Here is a 20,806-nt window from a genome sequence, read left to right as displayed (position 1 = left end):
GGAGAAGCTCTTTTTCTATATCCGCTTTTTCCAATTCCTACACCCACAGAGATTTTACACTATCATATCTGGATTTGTAGAGCTTGAATAAATAAATGTTTTAACTCTTTTAAAATATGTACTTAATTTGTTGAAATAAGGGAACGCCCGTTCTATAATTATAAACAGTTTAGAAATGGTTACTTATGATATTCGAGAAATTAGAGCTTGATGATGCACTGGATATTAAACTGCCTCCCTCCATTGGTAAAACAACAGATTCCTGATAAGGGGAGATTTATCTTGATAAAGTTGTTTCAGTATAACTGGTTTACAAGGAATGAATGGTTTGAATTATTCAAGCAAGTCCCGGAGGAGGAATTGCTGCGTAATCGTGGACCAAGCTGTATTCTTTATATACTTTTCCATATTTGTGATGTGGAATATAGTTGGATTCGCGGAATACAAGGCAGGCCGGATATCCAAATCCAGTTTGAGAACTATAAGACACTTGAACAAGTTAAAGAACTTTCCGATTCATGGATCAAAGAAACAGAAGTATTCCTAAATACATGGTCTGATGATTGTGAAAATGAAATTGTGTCCGTATCGTGGACTGAAGGACGTTACACCAAAGGTGAAATATTACGGCATGTTATCGCTCATGAAATCCATCATAAGGGCCAGCTTGCCCTCTGGGCAAGAGAAATTGGGCTCCAACCCATATCAGCCAATGTAATAGGGCGAGGATTGTTTGGAATCTGAGCTTCAAGAAGACGCGACTGTCGCCGTCCTTCTAACGAACCCTTTAATTAGAAAGTTGATCTATTTTTTTGCCTTAATGAACTTAAACCTTCTGTTGTGATAAATAAAGAAAAGAGGGGACGCGCCCCTCTTTCAGCAATTATTCATTATCCTCGGATTCTTCATCCATATCTGTTTCAGGTTCTTCGTCCGGATCCTTTCTGACGACCGTCGCAGTAATTTCCGGCCCTTCCTCCAGAACCTCTTCCTCTTCTTCGCTCTTATCCACTCTGGCGACCGTAGCTACTTCATCATCTTCTTTAATATTGATCAAACGTACGCCTTGAGTATTGCGTCCCATAGTCGATATTCCCGCCATACTCATCCGAATAATCGTTCCTTGCGCAGTTATGATCATCAGATCCTCGTCTTCTTTAACAACCTTCAGCCCGACGACGAAACCGTTCTTGCTTGTAATGTTGAGGGTCTTGATTCCTTTGCCGCCGCGGGTTTGAATCCTGTAATCATCGATCGGCGTCCGTTTGCCGAAACCTTTGGAAGTAACTATCAGGACGTCATTATGCCCTTCGACTACATCCATATCGATGACTTCATCGTCTTCAGACAAATGAATTCCTTTAACGCCTGTGGCGGATCTGCCCATCGAACGAACGTCATCCTCTTCGAAGCGAATCGACATCCCCATCTTCGTTCCCATGATGATTTCTTGCTGTCCATCGGTCAAGCGGACTCCGACCAATCGGTCTTCTTCCCGGATATTAATCGCAATTAACCCGCCCTTGCGGATATTGCCGTAATCCTGCAGCGGCGTTTTCTTAACGATTCCCTCTTTGGTAGCGAAGAACAAGTATTGATCGGAATCGAAATTCTCGACCGGGATCACCGCATTGACGGTTTCTCCCTGTTCTATCTGAATTAAATTAATGATCGGCGTTCCTCTGGCCGTCCGGCTTAAATCCGGGATTTCATAAGCCTTAAGCCGGTACACCTTCCCTTTGTCCGTAAAGAACATCAGGTAGTGGTGTGTATTGGATACAAACAAATGTTCGACGAAGTCATCATCCTTCGTATCCATTCCGACTACGCCCCGGCCTCCGCGTCTTTGAGCGCGATAGGTTGTTACGGGAAGACGCTTGATGTACCCGGAATGAGTGATCGTAATGATCACATCTTCCTGAGGAATCAGATCCTCATCTTCAATGCTGTCTTCACCGATCGTAATTTCGGTCCGTCTTTCGTCACTGAACCGTTCTTTGATTTCTTCCAGCTCATCGCTGATGATACCTAGAATAAGGCTCTCATTAGCCAAAATTTCTTTCAGTTCCGCAATTTTCTGCAGCAATTCGGCATATTCCTCTTCGATCTTCTCGCGCTCCAAGCCAGTCAGGCGCTGCAGACGCATATCGAGAATAGCCTGAGCCTGTTCATAGCTGAGAGCGAACGTATCCATCAAGCCCTGACGCGCAATGTCAGTCGTTCTGGAGGAACGAATCAGACTGATGACCTCGTCCAAATGATCGAGAGCTATACGCAGACCTTCTAAGATATGTGCCCTTGCTTCAGCCTTGCGTAAATCGTACTCGGTCCGCCGGCGTATGATTTCCTGCTGATGCAGCAAATAATAATGGAGGACCTCTTTAAGATTTAAAATCTTGGGCTCTTTATTGACAATCGCCAGCATAATGATCCCAAAATTACTTTGCATAGCCGTATGCTTGTACAAATTGTTTAATACGACATTCGGGTTGACATCCTTGCGAAGCTCAATCACGATCCGCATACCATTGCGGTCTGATTCGTCACGCAGATCGGTAATGCCGTCGATTTTCTTGTCGCGCACCAGCTCGGCGATGTTTACGATCAACCGGGTCTTGATAACCTGGTAAGGAAGCTCATTAACAATAATACGGGCCTTGCCGTTGGCTTCCTCAATCGTTGCTTTCGCACGCATGGTAACGGAGCCTCTTCCTGTAGAGTAGGCCTGCTTGATTCCTTCTCTGCCAAGAATGTATCCGCCCGTCGGGAAATCGGGCCCCTTAATATATTGCATCAGCTCAAGCGGAGTAATGTCTGGATTTTTGATCAGCGCCTGAACGCCTTCGATAACTTCGCCAAGGTTGTGAGGAGGAATGGCCGTAGCCATGCCGACAGCAATCCCGGATATCCCGTTAACCAGCAAGTTGGGGAAACGCGAAGGCAGGACTGCCGGCTCTTGTTCCTCGCCATCATAGTTCGGTACGAAGTCAATCGTTTCTTTGTTAATATCGCGCAACAGCTCCATAGCGATCTTCGACAGGCGGGCTTCGGTATATCTCATGGCCGCTGCAGAATCCCCGTCTATAGAACCAAAGTTACCGTGGCCATCCACCAGCATATAGCGAAGGGAGAAGTCCTGAGCCATCCGAACCATCGTTTCATAAACGGCAGAATCTCCATGCGGGTGATATTTACCGATGACTTCTCCAACTATTCTGGCCGATTTCTTATATGGCTTATCGGGCGACATGCCCAATTCAGACATCGCATACAGAATTCTGCGGTGAACCGGCTTCAAGCCATCCCGGACATCAGGGAGCGCACGGCTGACGATGATACTCATCGCGTAGTCCATGAACGATTCCCGCATTTCCGAGCCGATATCTCTTTCTTTGATTTGAGGTTGCATTTCTTCGGCCATCGTTTACCTCCTGATCGTTCTGCAAAACCCGGCCAGCCGAAAATTAGGGAAAATAGATTTTCCCGCCATTTCCACAGTCATTTGAATGCCGGCCAGCTTTTATATATCCATTGTTATTATATTACTTTCACAACTTTTGCACAATTAAACGAACTTTGGGCGGCTCATACAGCCGGAACTTACGGATTTATTTTTTTAAAACGCCTCCGCTTTCCGCACCTATAATGTCTCCCGCAAGTTTGTCCTATAAGTTTAAAAAGAAGGCTCCGTGCAAACAGAACCTCCCTTTTCGGAATTAGCTTGATCAATTGTTAAATGTCCAGGTTGGTTACATACTTGGCATGCTCTTGAATGAAATCCCGCCGGGGCTCGACATTATCTCCCATCAACGTATCGAAAATAAGGTCGGCATCCATAGCATCCTGAATACTTACCTGCAGCAGTGTCCGGCTTTCGGGATCCATCGTCGTTTCCCAGAGCTGGCCTGCATTCATCTCGCCCAGACCTTTGTAACGTTGGACATTCACTTTGGCCCCGTCTCCAAATTCGGCCATCATTTCTTCCCGCTGCTTGTCGTTATAGGCATAGCGCACCGTTTTGTTGCGTTCTAATTTGTACAATGGAGGCTGTGCAATATATACATAACCTGCCTCAATCAGCTTGCGCATGTAACGATAGAAGAACGTGAGCAGAAGAGTACGGATATGAGCTCCGTCCACATCGGCATCGGTCATAATGATCACTTTGTGATAACGTGCCTTCGATATATCGAAATCTACCCCGATTCCCGTACCCAGGGCGGTGATGATCGCGCGAATTTCCGCGTTGGACAAAATCCGGTCCAGACGGGCTTTTTCAACGTTCAATATTTTACCCCGCAGCGGAAGAATAGCTTGAAAATGCCTATCCCGGCCCTGCTTGGCGGAACCGCCGGCCGAATCTCCCTCTACGATAAAAATTTCACTAATGGACGCATCCTTGGAAGAACAATCCGCCAATTTCCCAGGCAATGAACTGACTTCGAGCGCGTTCTTGCGCCGGGTCAGCTCGCGGGCTTTACGAGCGGCCTCCCGTGCTCTGGCCGCCTGAATCCCCTTCTCCATAATTTTCTTGGATACCGAAGGATGCTCCTCCAGAAATTCCTGCAGCTTCTCGGAGAAGAGGGACTCTACAATCCCGCGCACTTCACTGTTGCCCAGCTTCGTCTTGGTCTGCCCCTCGAATTGCGGTTCAGGAATTTTCACCGAAATAATTGCCGTCAGACCTTCACGGACATCATCTCCGGTAAGATTCGAATCGCTCTCCTTGATGGAATTCGATTTGCGCGCGTAATCGTTCAGAATTCTCGTTAACGCACTTTTGAAGCCGGACTCATGGGTTCCGCCTTCATGGGTGTTTATATTATTGGCGAATGAATAAATGTTTTCGGCATAGCTGTCGTTATACTGCAGAGCGATCTCTACCTGGATGTTATCCTTGGTTCCTTCGGTATAAATCGGCGGGTCATGCAGCACTTCCCGGTTCCGGTTCAAATATTCGACGAATGAAATAATTCCCCCGTCATACTTGAATGTATTGGAGGCATCTGTCCGCTCATCGAACAGATTGATCTCGATCCCTTTATTGAGAAAAGCCAGCTCCCGAAGTCGCGATTGTAATATTTCGTAATCATATTCGACGGTTTCCGTAAAAATTTCCGGATCGGGCAGGAAAGTAATCTTCGTTCCCGTTTCTTCCGTTTCTCCGATCACTTTGAGATCGTATTGAGGAACGCCGCGTTTATATTCCTGCAGATGAATTTTTCCTTTTGTTTTGACCTGAACCGTAAGATGAGCGGACAGGGCATTAACGACCGACACCCCGACTCCGTGCAATCCGCCAGATACTTTATATCCGGAATCTTCCCCGCCGAACTTACCGCCTGCGTGAAGCACCGTCAGCACAACCTCGACTGCGGGCTTCTTCATCTTGGCATGTTCCCCTACAGGAATTCCGCGTCCGTTGTCAGTTACTGAAATGCTGTTGTCTTTATGAACGGTAACATCAATTCGGGTACAGTAACCGGCCAGAGCTTCGTCAATGCTGTTATCGACGACTTCCCATACCAAATGGTGAAGACCTCTGCTGCTGGTGGAACCGATGTACATCCCTGGACGTTTTCTGACCGCCTCCAGACCTTCCAGTACCTGTATCTGATTCTCGTCATAAGTATTTGGATTCAATGACATTACCCTTCACCTACTTTTCAAATTTCCGGACAGATAAGGCTAATGAATTTGCAATTGACTTGCTCTTTTATTCAGTGTTGCAGATGAAATAGGGGAATAATAAACTTTATGGACTGTAACGACGATCGACTTGCTATCCTCTTCGCCTATCACTTCGATTTTTTTATTTTTTAACGCATGGGTAACAAATTGTTTGGAAATTTTCGAATTTTTTTCGATCGAGAGGTCAAATATAGCTACTAACTCGTTAGCGCGAATGATCTTTTCTCCTCCCAAATGAATGAACATAGGCTCAACCCCTATTCGGATAGAAATCGATGGAATAGCCGTCACTTATCCTGTACCGATCCGTTCTTAACGTGATATATAGCTGCATCCGACAGCTTATCCATATTAACACTGTCCAGGGCGGTCGTCGTGATAAAGGTTTGAACCTTGTCCTGAAAGGTCTCGATCAGCTGGGTTTGCCGATACGGGTCCAATTCGGACAAGACATCATCAAGCAAAAGAACAGGGTACTCTCCCAATTCTTCGTGAATCAGCTCGAGCTCGGCCAGCTTCAAGGAAAGTGCGGCCGTCCTCTGCTGGCCTTGGGACCCGTAAACCTGAACCTCTTTGTCATTGATAAAAAACATCATATCATCACGATGAGGCCCGACTAGTGTTGTACCGCGCCTTATTTCCTGATCTTTCATCTGTTTTAACTTTATCATAAATCGCTCAAATAGAATAGTTTCCTCTTCGGGATCACCGGTTTCTATGGAGGGACGGTACTCGACCCGGAGCTTTTCGAGGTCGTTCGTTATGCCCGAATGGATATACTCCGCCCATTTTTGCAGTTTTTTTAAAAAGCTTTGCCTTTTTTTGATGATTTTAGAACCATACTGGGCCAACTGCTCGTTCCAAATTTCAAGCATCGGGTCCGTGGCGGCAGGAAAGCCGGGCAATTGCTTCAAGTAATTGTTCCGCTGGTTCAGCACCTTCTGATACTGGGTCATTTCATACAGATAGCCAGGGTGAACCTGGCCGATCTCCATATCAAGGAACCGCCGGCGGATTCCGGGAGCGCCCTTGACAATTTCCAAATCCTCCGGGGCAAACATGACTACATTTAGCGTTCCGATAAAATCACTGAGTTTTTTTTGCTCGAGGCCATTAATTTTAGCCTTTTTGCCCTGGGGAGTAACCGAGAGACTGAGCTTGCACAAGCCGTATTTCTTGTCCACTTCCGCATAGAGCTGGGCATAGGGTTCATTCCAGCGAATTAGCTGCTTATCATGATGCGTACGATGAGATTTGGACAGTGCAAGGACATAGATCGCTTCCAGCAAATTGGTTTTCCCTTGGGCATTAGGACCTATAAAAATGTTGACCTTATGGTCGGTATTCAACTCTATTTCATCATAGTTTCGGTAATTTTTAATAGCCAGCCTATTAAGAAACAAGTGATTTCCTCCTAAGAGCCCGCTTTAACGCAAAGCTCCGCTTCGCAAGGCAAGAGCAATGATTCCACACTTTCATCCATAATGAAAGAAAGGGGTCCTCTTTGTAACATACGACTCCAGTTATCTATTCTATGCGGCACTTTATTCTTTGGAGACAAGCTTGCCGTTTCAACTGCTCGGGCCTTCGTTTAAGAACGCCGGACTTGAAATTCCCCACAGCCGTCCACCTGAATAATATCGCCGGGAACAAGCTTTCGGCCCCGCCGGTTTTCCGGCTCCCCGTTAACGAGAACCTTCGTTTCCTGTAGAAATATTTTGGCGTGTCCGCCGGTGGACACACAGTCAGCCAGCTTGAGAAATTGCCCCAATGCAATATACTCCGTCGAAATTTCGATAGATTTCATTCTTACTCCTTTATTAGCTGGTAGTCCGGTAGGGAAGGATGAGCTGCAAAATTCTCGTGCCGTCCTCCGGCTGGATAACAATCGGGTTCATCGGTCCGGTAAATCCGATATGCACGAATTCGCTATCGATTACTTTTAAGGCATCGAGCATAAATTTGGAATTGAATGAGATCTGCAGAAGATTTCCGGAATGGCTGCTGACCGGAAGCACTTCTTTGACCTTGCCGAGATCGGATGAGCTGGACGAAATTTCGATCGTTTGATCGTCGTTCATAACCAATTTTACGATATTAGCCTTGTTCTCTCTGGTAAGCAAATAAGCCCGGTCAATCGCGTCCATTAACGATTTGGATTTTATAACCATTTCTGTCTGGAATTGCTGCGGGATTAATTTACTGGTATCCGGATATACGCCTTCCAGCACCCGAGTATAGAACAGAACATTGCTCAGCTTGAACAGCACGAGTGTTTCGGTAAAGACGATATCGATCAAGGAGTTATGATCCGGCAATATTTTGTTCAGCTCGCTTAAGGTTTTACCGGAAATGACGACGCTCTTGATTACCTGGTCCGGAGGGGTATCGATTTGAGATTCCCGGCTGGCCAGACGATGGCGGTCGCATCCGATCAGCTTGAGATTATTCTCGGTCAAGGACCAGAGAACTCCAGTCAGAATCGGTGTCGTTTCGCTTGTGGATACAGCGAAGGAGGTCTGCTTGATCATTGCCTTCAGCAGATCGCTAGACATCGAGATGACTTTCTCCTCATCGACTTGGGGGAGAAGGGGATATTCCTCCGGATCGAATCCGACTAATTGAAACTCGGCTGTTCCAGAACGGATGATCGTTTGATGATTTTCGCCGGCTTCGATTTCTATTTGTTCGGAAGGCAGCTTGCGCACCATTTCCATGAAAAATTTGGCGGGCAGCACGACGCTACCAGTTTGGACCAATTGCACATTTTCTATCCCATCATTCTCCAATGGAATAAAGGATTGGATGGAAATGTCCGTATCGCTTGCCGTTAACATAACTCCTTTAGGAGTAGCATCTATCTTTATTCCGCTAAGGATTGGAATGGTTGTGCGGCTGGAAATCGCTTTCGACACATGCTGGATCGACTCGCTCAGCTGGTCTTTTAAAATCGTCAGTTTCATAATTTCACTCCCGGGTTCTTAAAATAAGAAACGGCTCATAACCTGTATTATAGCAAACTCGAAAAAGCCGGCATAATGTATGCAGCTTGGGAAAAATGAGAAAGACTCCTGAATAGAATTTAAAGCTGAGCAGGACACAAAACTTCCATTGTGGAAAATGTGGCTTCGCTGAACGCTTTTCTATTTTAAATTATATCTTTTTTTTAGTAGTAATAGTAGTAGGCGGCCTGAATATGTGGATATGTGAATAAAAAAGACAAGAATCAAGCCTATCCACATGTGAATAGATTGTGCATAGGCTTCTTCGTTATCAACTGGGATTTTTAATTTTTTCGGTCAGATTCTGAATGATCTTGCCCAATTCCGGATCTTGCTTAAGCGTCATTGTAATTTTGTCGTGGGCATGAATAACGGTCGTATGATCTCTTCCTCCGAAGGCTTCTCCAATTTTGGGAAGGGAGTAGTCGGTGAGTTCACGAGACAGATACATCGCGACCTGCCTTGGAAAAGCGACGGCTTTCGTCCGTTTCCTCGCCTTGAAATCCTCCAGCTTCAACCCGTAAAATTCCCCGACCTTCTGTTGAATATCCTGAATGGTAATTACTTTGGGCCGGGAGGAAGGGATAATATCCTTCAACGCATCGGCCGCCAGGGAAACGGTAATGTCTTCGTTAATAAGAGAAGAATAAGCGACTACGCGAATCAGGGCGCCTTCCAGCTCGCGGATATTCGTATCAATATGATTGGCGATATAGACCATGGCTTCATTCGGAATTTCCAGATTCTCCGCTTTGGCCTTCTTGCGCAGGATGGCGATTCTGGTCTCCAGATCCGGAGGCTGAATATCTGTGATCAAGCCCCATTCGAACCGGGAGCGCAGCCTCTCCTCCAGGGTCGGGATTTCTTTCGGCTGCCTGTCGCTTGAAATAATAATTTGCTTACTTTCTTCGTGCAGAGCATTGAAAGTATGGAAGAATTCCTCCTGGGTCTGCTCTTTGCCGGCGAGAAACTGAATATCATCGATGAGCAGAACGTCGATGTTGCGGTACTTGTTCCGGAAGCTCTCGCCGCGGTTGTCACGGATCGCGTTAATAAATTCGTTCGTAAATTTCTCGGAAGATATATAGAGAACCCGCGCATTGGGATTATGCTCGAGTACATAATGTCCGATGGCATGCATTAAATGGGTTTTGCCAAGTCCCACTCCACCATATAAAAATAGCGGATTATACGATTTCGCAGGCGCTTCGGCCACAGCTAAAGAAGCCGCATGGGCAAACCGGTTCCCGGCGCCGATAACGAACGTATCGAACGTATATTTGGGGTTCATCATACTGGCGTAAGACCATTCTTCCTGAACGGCGGTCTCGGGTTGAACCGGTGCTGCGGTTTGTATGGATGGAGGCTGGGCAGGGGAGCCGTCCTCAATGACGACCTCTACGGTCACATCCTTGCCTAAACATTCGTAAACCGTCGCCTTGATCATCTTGGCATACCGGGTTTCCAGCCATTCGCGTGCAAAATTGTTAGGAGCGCATATGACAAGGAGGGTATCGGTAAATACCTTTGCTTGGGTAGATTTAAGCCACGTATCAAAACTGGGCTTGCTTAGCTTGGTTTGAATTTCTGAAAGTACTTGTTGCCATAAGTTATTGACATGGCTTTCCACAAACAGTCACTCCTTTAAAAAACGTGGCGACAGCCATTGAATATATTGTCATATCAAGGAACAACATGTCAATTATCCACATTATCAAGGGAATTAGAAGGGTTATTGGGAAGGAAAAGTTCAAATTGTTCACAATATTATCCACAACATGTTGATAATTTCTATGTATTTGATAAATATCCACAGGCGAAAACAATTTAAATATATCAAAAAGAGGGAGAGGATTCAATGGAATTCGATAAATTATCCACAATTTCGCCAACTTGTGAATAGATTCGATGCACATACCTGTCCAGTGTTTATAAATTGTTGATATTTCGACAGAGTTCTGCTAAATTTGCCACAAAATTATTCACAGCCTTCCGTGGATGAAAATAGCGCGGGCTCCAGAGTGAAGTCCGGTTGACTTTTGGCCTGCGAGATGATTTAATTATTAGAGGTATTTTTGGGATGTAATTCCTCGGGGAGGTGCTATATAATGAAACCGACTTTCCAACCGAACGTAAGAAAGCGTAAAAAAGTACACGGTTTCCGTAAGCGCATGAGTACGAAGAATGGCCGCAAGGTAATTCAAGCTCGTCGCCAAAAGGGCAGAAAAGTACTGACTGCTTAATTTTTTTGAGACCACTTGCGAGTGGTCTTTTTTCCTGTTTGGTGCCCGGTGTCTCCTTGCCTGGCTTACAGGGACTGAATTTATACCAGGATTCGGTCCTCGGGAATATGAGGGTTCGGAAGGAGGAAGCCCCGGAGGATCAAAGCCGGCATAACAGCCGGCAGTGCAAGTTTTAAATAAGGCAAAAATGTTAAACCTAGAACTAAATAGATTGCTGTAATCAAGATCCGGCCGTTCATGGAGTGCGTTACCTTATACTTGCTGTCCGAAAGGCCTGTCCCAATAGAAAGGGCGGAGCATGTGGATGGAGGCTTATAAACCACATTCTCTTTCGGAGCAAGGGAAGGTTAAAGTTTTCTTGACAAATTGGGGAGTTCGCAGTGCATAAACAGAATCGTTTGGCCAAAAGAGAAGATTTTAGTAAAGTGTACCGCTGGGGCAAGTCGACTGCGAATCATCAGTTTGTGCTTTACCGGAAGGAAAAGAACGCCTCTCAGCCATTGAGGGTAGGGGTATCGGTGAGCAAGAAGGTAGGCAATGCAGTCGTCCGTAATCGGATCCGCAGAGTGGTCAAGGAAATTATCCGCTTGAATATAGACCGTATTGAAGGGAATGCGGATCTTATTTTCATTGCCCGAAAACCGGCCGCCGATATGTCTTATCATGAAATGGAGAAAAGCTTGTTCCATGTCCTGAAAAAAGCGGGCTTGTTCAAAAAGAAATAATCGATAAATATTTATTTGTTACAGTAGTTATGATATATTGTTTTTTGATGTATGATTTGCTCTATTGAGCATTATTGGAAGGTTGAGTAAGCGGCTGTTAACGATTTCTGCCTTCTTTCTATTTAGTAGAACGGGAGATATTATGCCGCATTTGCTGCAATAGAAGGAAGAAGCCCGTTTACCGAGCGCTCTCTTTCCATTCTATTTGGCAATAGAACGTCCTTTAAACGCGGTCGCTCATCCATGAAATACTCCGATAGGAGTTTTTCTCATAATATAAGAAAGTATAAGTTTCGCCTTATACCTGTTCTTATATTTCATCGGTAAACGCGCCTGTCCAGAGGACGGCGATAGCCGTTTATCCTTATATAATATAGAAAGTTTTGGATTGGAGAACGAACGAATGGCAGACGTCTAGGAAGCCGGGTTGGTTATCCCACAAAACTTCCGGGAGGATTTGATATTGATTCGTCGCTTCTATAAGTTAATACCGCTGGGATTGTTGGTGCTGCTGTTATCTGCCTGTAGTCCGACGCAATTCAGTCCCATTGATCCGAACAACGGAATTTGGGACAAGTATTTCGTTTATCCGCTTTCCAGTGTACTGAACTGGTTCGCCGATATGCTGTGGGGCCAATACGGATTATCCATCCTGATCGTTACAGTGATTATCCGATTCCTCGTTTTGCCGCTTACGCTGAAGCAATACCGCAGCTCGAAGCAAATGCAAGCGATTCAACCCGAATTGATGAAAATTAAAGAGAAGTACAAGGACAATCCGCAAAAGCAGCAAGAAGAAACCATGAAGCTGTTTCAAAAGCATAACGTCAACCCGTTAGCGGGATGCTTGCCTTTACTTGTTCAGATGCCGATTCTGATTGCACTGTATAATGCGATTATGCGTAATGGGGAAATCGCTAACCATTCTTTCTTGTGGATGGAGCTGGGTAAGCCCGATCCGTTCTATGTACTGCCGGTGCTGGCCGCTTTGACGACTTATTTGCAGCAGAAGGTCATGTCGACCCAAGTGAGCAATTCGCCCATGCAGGCCCTGTTATTTATTTTCCCGGTGCTTATCTTCGTAATGGCTATGAATTTTCCGGCTGCGCTGCCTTTGTACTGGGTATACAGCAACATCTTCACAATCATACAATCCTATATTCTTTATAGACCATCTAAAAAATAGGGGTGGCCATTTCTAATGAAGAAGATTGTGGTTTCTGGAAAAACGGTTGAAGATGCCGTAAAGCAAGGGTTAGGAAAGTGGGAAGTAACGGAAGACCGAGTTAAAGTAAACATTCTTGAACAGCCCTCGAGAGGGCTGTTTGGACTAATTGGTGCCAAGGATGCGAAGGTAGAGCTCGAATTAATTCCTGATCCGATTGAGGAAGCTGTGGCATTTCTTAAAGATATTTTTCGGACGATGAATTTGCGTACGGATATCGATGTTCAGGCCGGAAGGGATTTGACGACGTTCGACTTGAACGGGGAAGAGTTAGGGATATTAATCGGAAGAAGAGGGCAAACTTTAGATGCTCTCCAATATTTAGTAAATATTGTAGCTAACCGTTATTCCAATACCCATGTTAAAATAGTGCTGGATGCCGAAGATTTCCGGAGCCGCAGAAGAAAAACATTAGAAGATCTCGCCATGCGATTGGCTTCCAGGGTTATCAAGAGTAAGAAGGAAGTCATTCTGGAACCGATGTCTTCCCTTGAACGCAAAATTATCCATTCCAAACTACAGGATCACCCTTCGGTGAAAACATACAGTAAAGGGGAAGAGCCGAATCGCAGAGTGGTGATCGCCTTAAAGTAGGAACGGTGCAATGACTTCTTGCCGAAGAGGGAGTCATTGCTTTTTTTCTTTCCATACCGATTAAGCTGCTCAGGAGGTGGTAATAGAATGATTCATGATACGATTGCGGCTATTGCAACACCGCTGGGAGAGGGAAGTATTGCGGTTATTCGGGTCAGCGGGCAGGATGCCATTCCTAATGTAGAACAGGTGTTTAAATCTAGAACAAGACTGACCGAAGCGGCCACCCATACGGTGCACTACGGGTTTATTCAAGATCCGGAGTCACTGGAGAAGGTCGACGAGGTGCTGGTTACGGTGATGAGAGCCCCACGCTCGTTTACGATGGAGGATGTTGTCGAAATAGGCTGCCATGGGGGATTGGTGTCGGTTAAGAAAGTGCTGGATCTTCTGTTGAGCAAAGGCATTCGGCTGGCTGAACCGGGGGAGTTCACGAAGAGGGCTTTCTTGAATGGACGGATTGACCTTTCCCAGGCCGAGGCGGTAATTGATTTGATTCGCTCCAAATCGGACCGTGCTTATAAAATAGCCATGAAGCAGGCGGAAGGGTCACTTTCCCAACAAATTAAGCAGTTGAGGCAGCAGTTGGTGGAGCTTATGGCCCATATAGAGGTGAATATCGATTATCCAGAGCATGATGTCGAGGAAATGACCAGTGCATTCATTGTCGACAAAAGCAGGGAAGCGATCGCCAAAATAGATGAATTATTGAAAACGGCGGAGCAAGGAAAAATAATACGCGAGGGAATCGTAACGGCTATAGTGGGCCGTCCGAATGTAGGGAAATCTTCTCTGCTGAATGCCCTTGCCCAAGAAAACCGGGCGATCGTAACGGATATTCCCGGGACCACTAGAGACGTTATTGAAGAGTATGTTACGATTAACGGGATTCCGTTGAAGCTGTTGGATACAGCGGGAATTCGCGAAACGTCGGATGTTGTCGAGCAGATCGGTGTCGAGAAATCGCGAAGCGCATTGTCGGATGCGGATCTGATCCTGCTTGTCCTTAATGCGGGCGAGGAGCTGAATGACGATGAGCTGCAATTGCTTGAGCAGCTTAAAGACCGACAAGTAATTGTTATCGTCAACAAAATCGATTTGCCCCGGAAGCTGGATATCGGAAGATTGTCCTCTTTCCTGGATGAAGAGCGTATTGTAATGATGTCGGTCCAGGAGAACAGGGGGATGGAGGAGCTGGAGAAGGCCATCTCCGCCATATTCTTCAGCGGGCGGCTGGAGTCGAATGATGCGACTTATGTCAGCAATGTCCGCCACATTCATCTGCTTAAGGAAGCTAAGGCTTCCCTTCGGGAGGCCATGATGGCGGCGGAGCAATTCGTGCCCATCGATATGATTCAAATAGATGTACGCAACAGTTGGGAGCAGTTGGGAGAAATTATAGGGGATTCCGTTGGAGAATCACTGATCGACCAAATTTTCTCACAGTTTTGTTTAGGGAAGTAAAAAGGTAAAATAGGATCTGGGTGAGGATAATATCCTTTAAAATCGGGCGCTTATTTAGGAACGAAAGATAGGATTTTTCGTCGGATTCCAAGCCTTATAACTATATATAAGATACTAGGAAGGAGCACGTTGATGTCGAAACTCGGCGCAAAGTGTTCCCAAAACCGTTTAACTTTTCATATAAGAAAAAGGATAAGGAAGGTGAAAATGATGGGATATGATGCAGGTCATTTTGATGTCATCGTCATCGGGGCGGGGCATGCCGGTTGTGAGGCGGCTCTAGCCGCTGCGAGAATGGGCTGTCAAACATTGTTGCTGACCATCAATTTGGATATGATCGCCTTTATGCCGTGCAATCCTTCGATTGGCGGGCCGGCCAAAGGGCATGTCGTCCGTGAAGTGGATGCCTTGGGCGGGGAGATGGGACGGAATATCGACAAGACCTATATTCAGATGAGGATGTTGAATACGGGGAAGGGACCGGCCGTTCACGCCTTGCGGGCTCAAGCGGATAAGTTTCTGTATCAGCAAACGATGAAGGAAACCATCGAAAAGCAGGAGCGCCTTAGCCTGCGCCAAGGAATGGTGGAGGATCTGATTGTCGAGGACGGAGTATGCAAGGGAGTCGTCACGAAGACAGGGGCTCAATATTTTGGCAAGGCGGTTGTTCTCACAACAGGAACCTATTTAAGAGGAAAAGTAATTATGGGAGAGCTCATGTATGAGAGCGGTCCGAATAACCAGCAGCCATCGGTGAAGCTGTCCGAATGCTTGAAGGCTCTGGGCTTCGAGCTGGTCCGCTTCAAAACAGGCACTCCTCCGCGGATTAATAAGGAAACGATCGATTTCACGAAGATGGAAATTCAGCCCGGGGACGAGAATCCCAGCCATTTTTCCTATGAAACGACAGAGAGCATCAAGGACCAGCTGCCATGCTGGTTGACTTATACATCGCCGGAGACGCACGACATTATAAGTAACAATTTGCACCGGGCGCCGATGTTTTCGGGTGCGATCGAAGGGGTCGGAACCCGTTATTGTCCTTCTATTGAGGATAAAATCGTGCGTTTCGCCGATAAGCCGAAGCATCAAATTTTTCTGGAGCCGGAGGGAAGGCATACTTCGGAGTATTATATACAAGGTCTCTCCACCAGCATGCCGGAAGAAATCCAGATTCGCATGATTCGGTCTGTGCCGGGCCTGGAAAAAGCGGAGATGATGAGAACCGGTTATGCCATTGAATATGATGTGATTGTCCCTAACCAATTGTGGCCCACATTGGAAACGAAGCGAATTCGTTCGCTGTTTACGGCAGGACAGCTTAACGGAACATCCGGGTATGAGGAAGCCGCTGCCCAAGGTATTATGGCAGGCATAAATGCGGCCCGCCAGGTCAAGGGGGAGGAGCCGGTTATTCTCGATCGATCTCAGGGATATATCGGAGTTCTGATCGATGACCTGGTGACGAAAGGAACTAACGAGCCTTATCGTTTGCTCACTTCCCGCGCCGAATACCGGTTGCTGCTGCGTCATGACAACGCCGATCTGAGGCTGACCCAGATAGGTTACGATATCGGACTGATTCCAGAGGAACGCTACAGAAAATTCGTTCAGAAGAAAGAGATGATTGAACAGGAATTGGAACGGCTGAAGCAAACGAAAGTCAGACCGGAGCCGAACGTTCAACAAATCTTGAGGGAAGCCGGAACGGTTGAACTGAATAATGCGGTTGAATTGGGCTCTCTTCTGCGCAGGCCGGAAGTGACTTATGCCCACATTGAGGCGATTTCCCCATCGCCGGTTGAATTGCCGGAGGACGTTAAGGAACAGGTGGAAATTCAATTCAAATATTCCGGTTATATCGAGAAGCAGCTGCAGCAGGTAGAAAGGTTGAAAAAGATGGAGAAGAAGAAGATTCCGGAGGATATCGTCTATGACGACATTCATGGAATTGCGATCGAGGCCCGGCAGAAGCTATCCAAAATCCGTCCGCTGTCGATTGGCCAGGCTTCACGTATTTCCGGGGTTTCACCGGCGGATATTTCCATCCTCCTTGTTTATTTGGAACACTATAATCAAGTAACGGCGGCCAGATCACAATGAGCAGCGAATCGGTAGCGGCATCGTTTGCGGGTCGGCTCAAGCAGGAAGGGATCGAGCTGATCCCGGTTCAGTTGGAGCAGTTTGCAACGTACTACAGAGAATTGGTAACATGGAATGAGAAGATGAACCTGACGGGGATTACGGAAGAGGAGCAAGTGTATATCAAGCATTTTTACGACTCCCTCTCTCTGTCCTTCTTCCTTGACCTTCAAGAGATCAGAACCTTGGCTGATATCGGATCAGGGGCCGGATTTCCCAGCATCCCTTTGAAAATTGCGTTCCCGCATCTTCGGGTAACCATTATCGACTCATTGAAGAAGAGAATAGGTTTTCTTGAGCATCTTGTTCAACAGCTATCTCTTTCGGAAGTCGAATTAATTCATGGAAGAGCGGAAGATTGGGGCAGACAAAGCGGATACCGGGATCACTTCGATATGGTAACCGCCAGAGCCGTCGCCAGACAAAGTGTGTTGAACGAGTTTTGTTTGCCCTTTGTCCGTAAGGGCGGTTGGTTCGCTGCAATGAAAGGCACCAATCCTCACGAAGAAGTGGAGGAATCCTCATTCAGTATGATAGAACTGAAAGCCAAGCTGGTGCAGATCTATCGCATGGAATTGCCGATCGAGCAAGCGGAAAGACATATCGTTGTGCTGCAAAAAACGGGGGAGACCCCGCGCAAGTATCCGCGGCCGGCAGGAACTCCGCTTAAGAAGCCGCTGGTTAGAACATAATCTGAAACACCTCACCAGCTATATGCGAGATTTTGTGACAAAAACAAAAATGTTTCACGTGAAACAATAAATTCATGTCTGTCAGGCAGGATATTTCTTGTCTGTGGAGAATTTATTATTACGGATATTTATTGTGAAAGAGTTAGGTGGGTAAAGACAGGATGAGGGAACAAATATCTAAGCTCTTTGGTTTCACGGAAAGAACGCCTTCGGACGAAGTGAAGCAAATACCCGTTCAGGATATTCTACCGAGTCCTTATCAACCAAGGACCGTATTTGATGAAGAAAGAATAGATGAGCTGCTCCAGACGATTAAGACTCATGGCGTTATTCAACCAATTGTAGTCCGAGTCCGCGAAGGAAAGTTTGAGATTATTGCGGGCGAACGGCGCTGGAGAGCTGTTAAGAAGCTTGGACTGGAAACAGTCCCGGCCATTATACGGGAATTTAACGATGCTCAGGCAGCCTCCATTGCCCTCATCGAAAACCTTCAGAGGGAAGGACTAACGGCTATTGAAGAAGCGGTTGCTTATCAGAAGCTAATGGAGCTGCATCAGCTGACTCAGGAAAGTCTGGCCCAAAGACTGGGGAAAAGCCAATCGACGATTGCCAATAAAATCAGGCTTCTGCAGCTAAGCGAGCCTGTTAAGCAAGCGCTTATGGAACGGAAAATTTCGGAGCGTCATGCACGGGCTCTGTTATCTTTGGACAATGAAGAGCTTCAGTTGAAGCTTCTGGACGAGATCATTACTAAAGATTTGAATGTAAAACAGACGGAAGCCAGGGTTAACTTCTACAATGAGGCGAGCAAGCCCAAGAGGAAGAAGAGAATTACTTTCTCTAAAGATGTGAGGCTGGCAGTCAATACAATCAGACAGTCCGTGGACATGATTTCGAGTTCAGGTATGAACATTAGTACAGATGAGAAAGACTTCGAAGATCATTACGAAATCATCATATCGATTCCTAAACAATAAAGCGTATGTTTCGAATAAAAAACTGCGGCGATGGCCGCTTTTTTTGTCGAGCAATCGTGCCGTTGGCAGGGTCCGGCCTACGGTTCATTGGTTAATTCGGTTGATGTGAATAACGATATTGAGGTGAACCAATGTGTCAAAGATTATTGCCATTACTAATCAAAAAGGAGGAGTTGGCAAAACAACCACCTCAGTAAACCTCGGCGCATCCTTATCCGCGTTAGGAAAAAAGGTGTTGTTGGTCGATATAGACCCCCAGGGGAATACGACTAGCGGAATAGGTGTGAACAAAGCGGATGTCGTTTACTGTATCTACGACATTATTATTAACGATGTTCATCCTAAAGAAGCTATTTTAGATACAAATCTGCCAAATTTGAAGGTGATTCCGGCAACGATCCAGCTAGCCGGCGCCGAAATCGAATTAGTGCCTACGATTTCCAGAGAGGTTCGCCTGAAGAAATCTCTGCAGCTTGTAAAGCACATGTTCGACTATATATTGATTGATTGTCCTCCTTCCCTCGGCATGCTGACTCTTAATTCTTTAACGGCGGCCGATTCTGTCATTATACCTATCCAATGTGAATATTATGCTCTGGAAGGATTAAGTCAATTATTAAATACTGTACGGCTCGTGCAGAAGCATTTGAATACCTCGTTGCAGATTGAAGGAGTTCTTCTAACGATGTTTGACGCTAGAACGAATCTCGGTATTCAGGTCATAGAGGAAGTAAAGAAATACTTCCAGCAGAAAGTATACCGGACCATTATTCCGCGCAACGTTCGTTTGAGCGAAGCGCCCAGTCACGGTCAGTCCATAATAACCTATGATCCACGCTCCAAAGGGGCAGAAGTGTATATGGAATTAGCGAAGGAAGTGATTGAACTTGAATAAAAGACTGGGTAGAGGATTAGACGCTCTAATTCCTTCTTTAAATATTAGCGATGACGACAAAGTAATTGAAATTCCCCTTTCACAGCTCCGGCCTAATCCATATCAGCCTCGAAAAACATTTGATGAAGAAAGCATTCAAGAGCTTGCCGCATCGATTAAAGAGCATGGCGTTATTCAACCGATTATTGTAAGGACAGTCCTCAAAGGGTATGAAATTATTGCAGGAGAGAGACGGTTCAGGGCCTCTCAGCTATCAGGACAAGCTACGATTCCGGCTGTCGTTAAGAAGTTTTCCGATCAGCAAGTGATGGAGATTGCTCTAATCGAGAATATTCAGAGAGAAGACTTGAATGCGATAGAGCTTGCTCAAGCGTATCAATCGTTGGCGGAACAGTTTTCCCTTACTCAAGAGGAGCTTGCGATGAAGGTAGGGAAGAGCCGGTCCCACGTAGCGAACTTCTTGAGATTGCTGCAGTTGCCGGAGGAAATCAAAAAATATGTTTCACGTGGAACATTATCCATGGGACATGCCCGGGCGATTGTCGGAGTAAAGAACGACAAGCTGAAGAAGGAGTTTGCAGAGCTGACGATTCGTGAACAGTGGAGTGTACGTGAGCTGGAAGAAGCGATTCAGAAGCACGAAGAAAAGTCGAAGAATGAGCCTAAAACGAAGCCGAATAGAAAGAGAGATCCATATATTCATCAAGTAGAGGAAACATTAAGAGATTTCTACCAGACAACTGTAAAGATCAAGCATTCCAACAACAAAGGGAAGATTGAGCTACTATATTATTCTAAAGAAGATTTGGAAAGGCTGCTTGAGCTGCTGCAGGGAAAAACATCTTAAGGGTAAAAGGTAAGATTGCTTGTAGAGTTGGAGAAATCATTGTCACCCCGGTTTCTTGGAGAGATAAGAACGTTTGTTGTAGGAATATATAAGCATACCGAGGTTTTCCGAGAGTAAACCGACAAGGTATGCTTTTCTTGACCAAACTAGAGAGTTTAAGTGTATAAATTGCATTAAAAGTAGAACAACTTCTCATTGGCATAAAAAGTTTCCGCTAAAGATGGATTCGATTTCTTCGAAAAGGCTTCATTTTTCTCGCTAAAAAGCTGCAGTGAAGTTGATGGATAGTCGGGAATTAGAGTGAATGAT

General features: G+C 45.9%; 18 protein-coding genes. 11 read left to right on the top strand and 7 right to left on the bottom strand.

Annotation, left to right across the window (positions count from 1 at the left end; translation table 11 throughout):
* Positions 1-282: 282 nt before the first annotated feature.
* Complete coding sequence (locus tag ACFQ03_RS22120; RefSeq protein WP_144937147.1) at positions 283-744, top strand: DinB family protein; 462 nt, start codon at positions 283-285, stop codon at positions 742-744.
* A 139-nt stretch (positions 745-883) separates the two neighbouring features.
* Here the strand turns inward: ACFQ03_RS22120 and gyrA are convergent, their stop codons facing one another.
* The 7 genes from gyrA to dnaA all read right to left on the bottom strand — a co-directional run bounded on the left by gyrA (position 884) and on the right by dnaA (position 10,323).
* On the bottom strand, positions 884-3,421 hold the full coding sequence (gyrA, locus tag ACFQ03_RS22115) for a DNA gyrase subunit A (RefSeq protein ID WP_150960410.1): 2,538 nt from the start codon (positions 3,419-3,421) through the stop codon (positions 884-886).
* Between the two features lie 311 nt (positions 3,422-3,732).
* Positions 3,733-5,649, bottom strand: a complete 1,917-nt coding sequence (gene gyrB, locus ACFQ03_RS22110; RefSeq protein ID WP_150960411.1) for a DNA topoisomerase (ATP-hydrolyzing) subunit B — start codon at positions 5,647-5,649, stop codon at positions 3,733-3,735.
* Positions 5,650-5,688: 39 nt separating this feature from the next.
* Positions 5,689-5,937, bottom strand: a complete 249-nt coding sequence (gene remB, locus ACFQ03_RS22105; RefSeq protein ID WP_144937138.1) for an extracellular matrix regulator RemB — start codon at positions 5,935-5,937, stop codon at positions 5,689-5,691.
* Between the two features lie 41 nt (positions 5,938-5,978).
* Positions 5,979-7,094, bottom strand: a complete 1,116-nt coding sequence (recF, locus tag ACFQ03_RS22100) for a DNA replication/repair protein RecF (RefSeq protein WP_379291012.1) — start codon at positions 7,092-7,094, stop codon at positions 5,979-5,981.
* A gap of 188 nt (positions 7,095-7,282) precedes the next feature.
* The gene (yaaA, locus tag ACFQ03_RS22095) at positions 7,283-7,498 is read right to left on the bottom strand and encodes a S4 domain-containing protein YaaA (RefSeq protein WP_144937132.1); all 216 of its coding nucleotides are present in this window, start codon (positions 7,496-7,498) and stop codon (positions 7,283-7,285) included.
* 13 nt (positions 7,499-7,511) lie between these two features.
* On the bottom strand, positions 7,512-8,654 hold the full coding sequence (dnaN, locus tag ACFQ03_RS22090; RefSeq protein WP_150960413.1) for a DNA polymerase III subunit beta: 1,143 nt from the start codon (positions 8,652-8,654) through the stop codon (positions 7,512-7,514).
* 310 nt (positions 8,655-8,964) lie between these two features.
* Positions 8,965-10,323, bottom strand: coding sequence for a chromosomal replication initiator protein DnaA (dnaA, locus tag ACFQ03_RS22085; protein ID WP_144937124.1), 1,359 nt, complete (start codon positions 10,321-10,323; stop codon positions 8,965-8,967).
* Between the two features lie 478 nt (positions 10,324-10,801).
* Here dnaA and rpmH point away from each other — a divergent pair, with 478 nt between their 5' ends.
* The 10 genes from rpmH to ACFQ03_RS22035 all read left to right on the top strand — a co-directional run bounded on the left by rpmH (position 10,802) and on the right by ACFQ03_RS22035 (position 20,497).
* On the top strand, positions 10,802-10,936 hold the full coding sequence (rpmH, locus tag ACFQ03_RS22080; RefSeq protein ID WP_144937121.1) for a 50S ribosomal protein L34: 135 nt from the start codon (positions 10,802-10,804) through the stop codon (positions 10,934-10,936).
* 380 nt (positions 10,937-11,316) lie between these two features.
* Entirely contained in the window at positions 11,317-11,661 is a 345-nt protein-coding gene (rnpA, locus tag ACFQ03_RS22075; RefSeq protein WP_144937118.1) for a ribonuclease P protein component, read from the top strand.
* Positions 11,662-12,124: 463 nt separating this feature from the next.
* Positions 12,125-12,847: a YidC/Oxa1 family membrane protein insertase gene (locus tag ACFQ03_RS22070; protein WP_144937115.1), complete on the top strand. Its 723-nt coding sequence runs from the start codon at positions 12,125-12,127 to the stop codon at positions 12,845-12,847.
* Positions 12,848-12,862: 15 nt separating this feature from the next.
* Positions 12,863-13,480 (top strand): RNA-binding cell elongation regulator Jag/EloR, encoded by a 618-nt coding sequence (jag, locus tag ACFQ03_RS22065; RefSeq protein WP_144937112.1) that lies wholly within the window; start codon positions 12,863-12,865, stop codon positions 13,478-13,480.
* A gap of 87 nt (positions 13,481-13,567) precedes the next feature.
* Entirely contained in the window at positions 13,568-14,944 is a 1,377-nt protein-coding gene (mnmE, locus tag ACFQ03_RS22060) for a tRNA uridine-5-carboxymethylaminomethyl(34) synthesis GTPase MnmE (protein ID WP_144937109.1), read from the top strand.
* Between the two features lie 210 nt (positions 14,945-15,154).
* Positions 15,155-17,047 (top strand): tRNA uridine-5-carboxymethylaminomethyl(34) synthesis enzyme MnmG, encoded by a 1,893-nt coding sequence (gene mnmG, locus ACFQ03_RS22055; RefSeq protein ID WP_144937152.1) that lies wholly within the window; start codon positions 15,155-15,157, stop codon positions 17,045-17,047.
* Positions 17,044-17,778 (top strand): 16S rRNA (guanine(527)-N(7))-methyltransferase RsmG, encoded by a 735-nt coding sequence (rsmG, locus tag ACFQ03_RS22050; RefSeq protein ID WP_144937106.1) that lies wholly within the window; start codon positions 17,044-17,046, stop codon positions 17,776-17,778. Before mnmG ends, rsmG begins: the two co-directional genes overlap by 4 nt.
* Positions 17,779-17,939: 161 nt before the next feature.
* The gene (gene noc / locus ACFQ03_RS22045; protein WP_144937103.1) at positions 17,940-18,755 is read left to right on the top strand and encodes a nucleoid occlusion protein; all 816 of its coding nucleotides are present in this window, start codon (positions 17,940-17,942) and stop codon (positions 18,753-18,755) included.
* Between the two features lie 133 nt (positions 18,756-18,888).
* Positions 18,889-19,650 (top strand): ParA family protein, encoded by a 762-nt coding sequence (locus ACFQ03_RS22040; protein WP_150960416.1) that lies wholly within the window; start codon positions 18,889-18,891, stop codon positions 19,648-19,650.
* Positions 19,643-20,497 carry a ParB/RepB/Spo0J family partition protein gene (locus tag ACFQ03_RS22035; protein WP_144937097.1) on the top strand — a complete coding sequence of 285 codons (855 nt, stop codon included), beginning with the start codon at positions 19,643-19,645 and terminating at the stop codon, positions 20,495-20,497. Before ACFQ03_RS22040 ends, ACFQ03_RS22035 begins: the two co-directional genes overlap by 8 nt.
* Positions 20,498-20,806 lie beyond the last annotated feature (309 nt).

The organism is Paenibacillus residui (genome assembly GCF_042677205.1).
In the GTDB taxonomy this organism is placed as follows: domain Bacteria; phylum Bacillota; class Bacilli; order Paenibacillales; family NBRC-103111; genus Paenibacillus_L; species Paenibacillus_L residui.
Note: the sequence above shows the minus strand (reverse complement) of the source record. Positions and strands in the feature narration are given on the sequence as shown.

Coding starts and splice junctions, on each gene's coding strand:
- gyrA (WP_150960410.1), bottom strand. CDS start 3,421: ATGGCCGAAGAAATGCAACCTCAAATCAAAGAAAGAGATATCGGCTCG.
- gyrB (WP_150960411.1), bottom strand. CDS start 5,649: ATGTCATTGAATCCAAATACTTATGACGAGAATCAGATACAGGTACTG.
- remB (WP_144937138.1), bottom strand. CDS start 5,937: ATGTTCATTCATTTGGGAGGAGAAAAGATCATTCGCGCTAACGAGTTA.
- yaaA (WP_144937132.1), bottom strand. CDS start 7,498: ATGAAATCTATCGAAATTTCGACGGAGTATATTGCATTGGGGCAATTT.
- dnaN (WP_150960413.1), bottom strand. CDS start 8,654: ATGAAACTGACGATTTTAAAAGACCAGCTGAGCGAGTCGATCCAGCAT.
- rpmH (WP_144937121.1), top strand. CDS start 10,802: ATGAAACCGACTTTCCAACCGAACGTAAGAAAGCGTAAAAAAGTACAC.
- jag (WP_144937112.1), top strand. CDS start 12,863: ATGAAGAAGATTGTGGTTTCTGGAAAAACGGTTGAAGATGCCGTAAAG.
- mnmE (WP_144937109.1), top strand. CDS start 13,568: ATGATTCATGATACGATTGCGGCTATTGCAACACCGCTGGGAGAGGGA.
- mnmG (WP_144937152.1), top strand. CDS start 15,155: ATGGGATATGATGCAGGTCATTTTGATGTCATCGTCATCGGGGCGGGG.
- rsmG (WP_144937106.1), top strand. CDS start 17,044: ATGAGCAGCGAATCGGTAGCGGCATCGTTTGCGGGTCGGCTCAAGCAG.
- noc (WP_144937103.1), top strand. CDS start 17,940: ATGAGGGAACAAATATCTAAGCTCTTTGGTTTCACGGAAAGAACGCCT.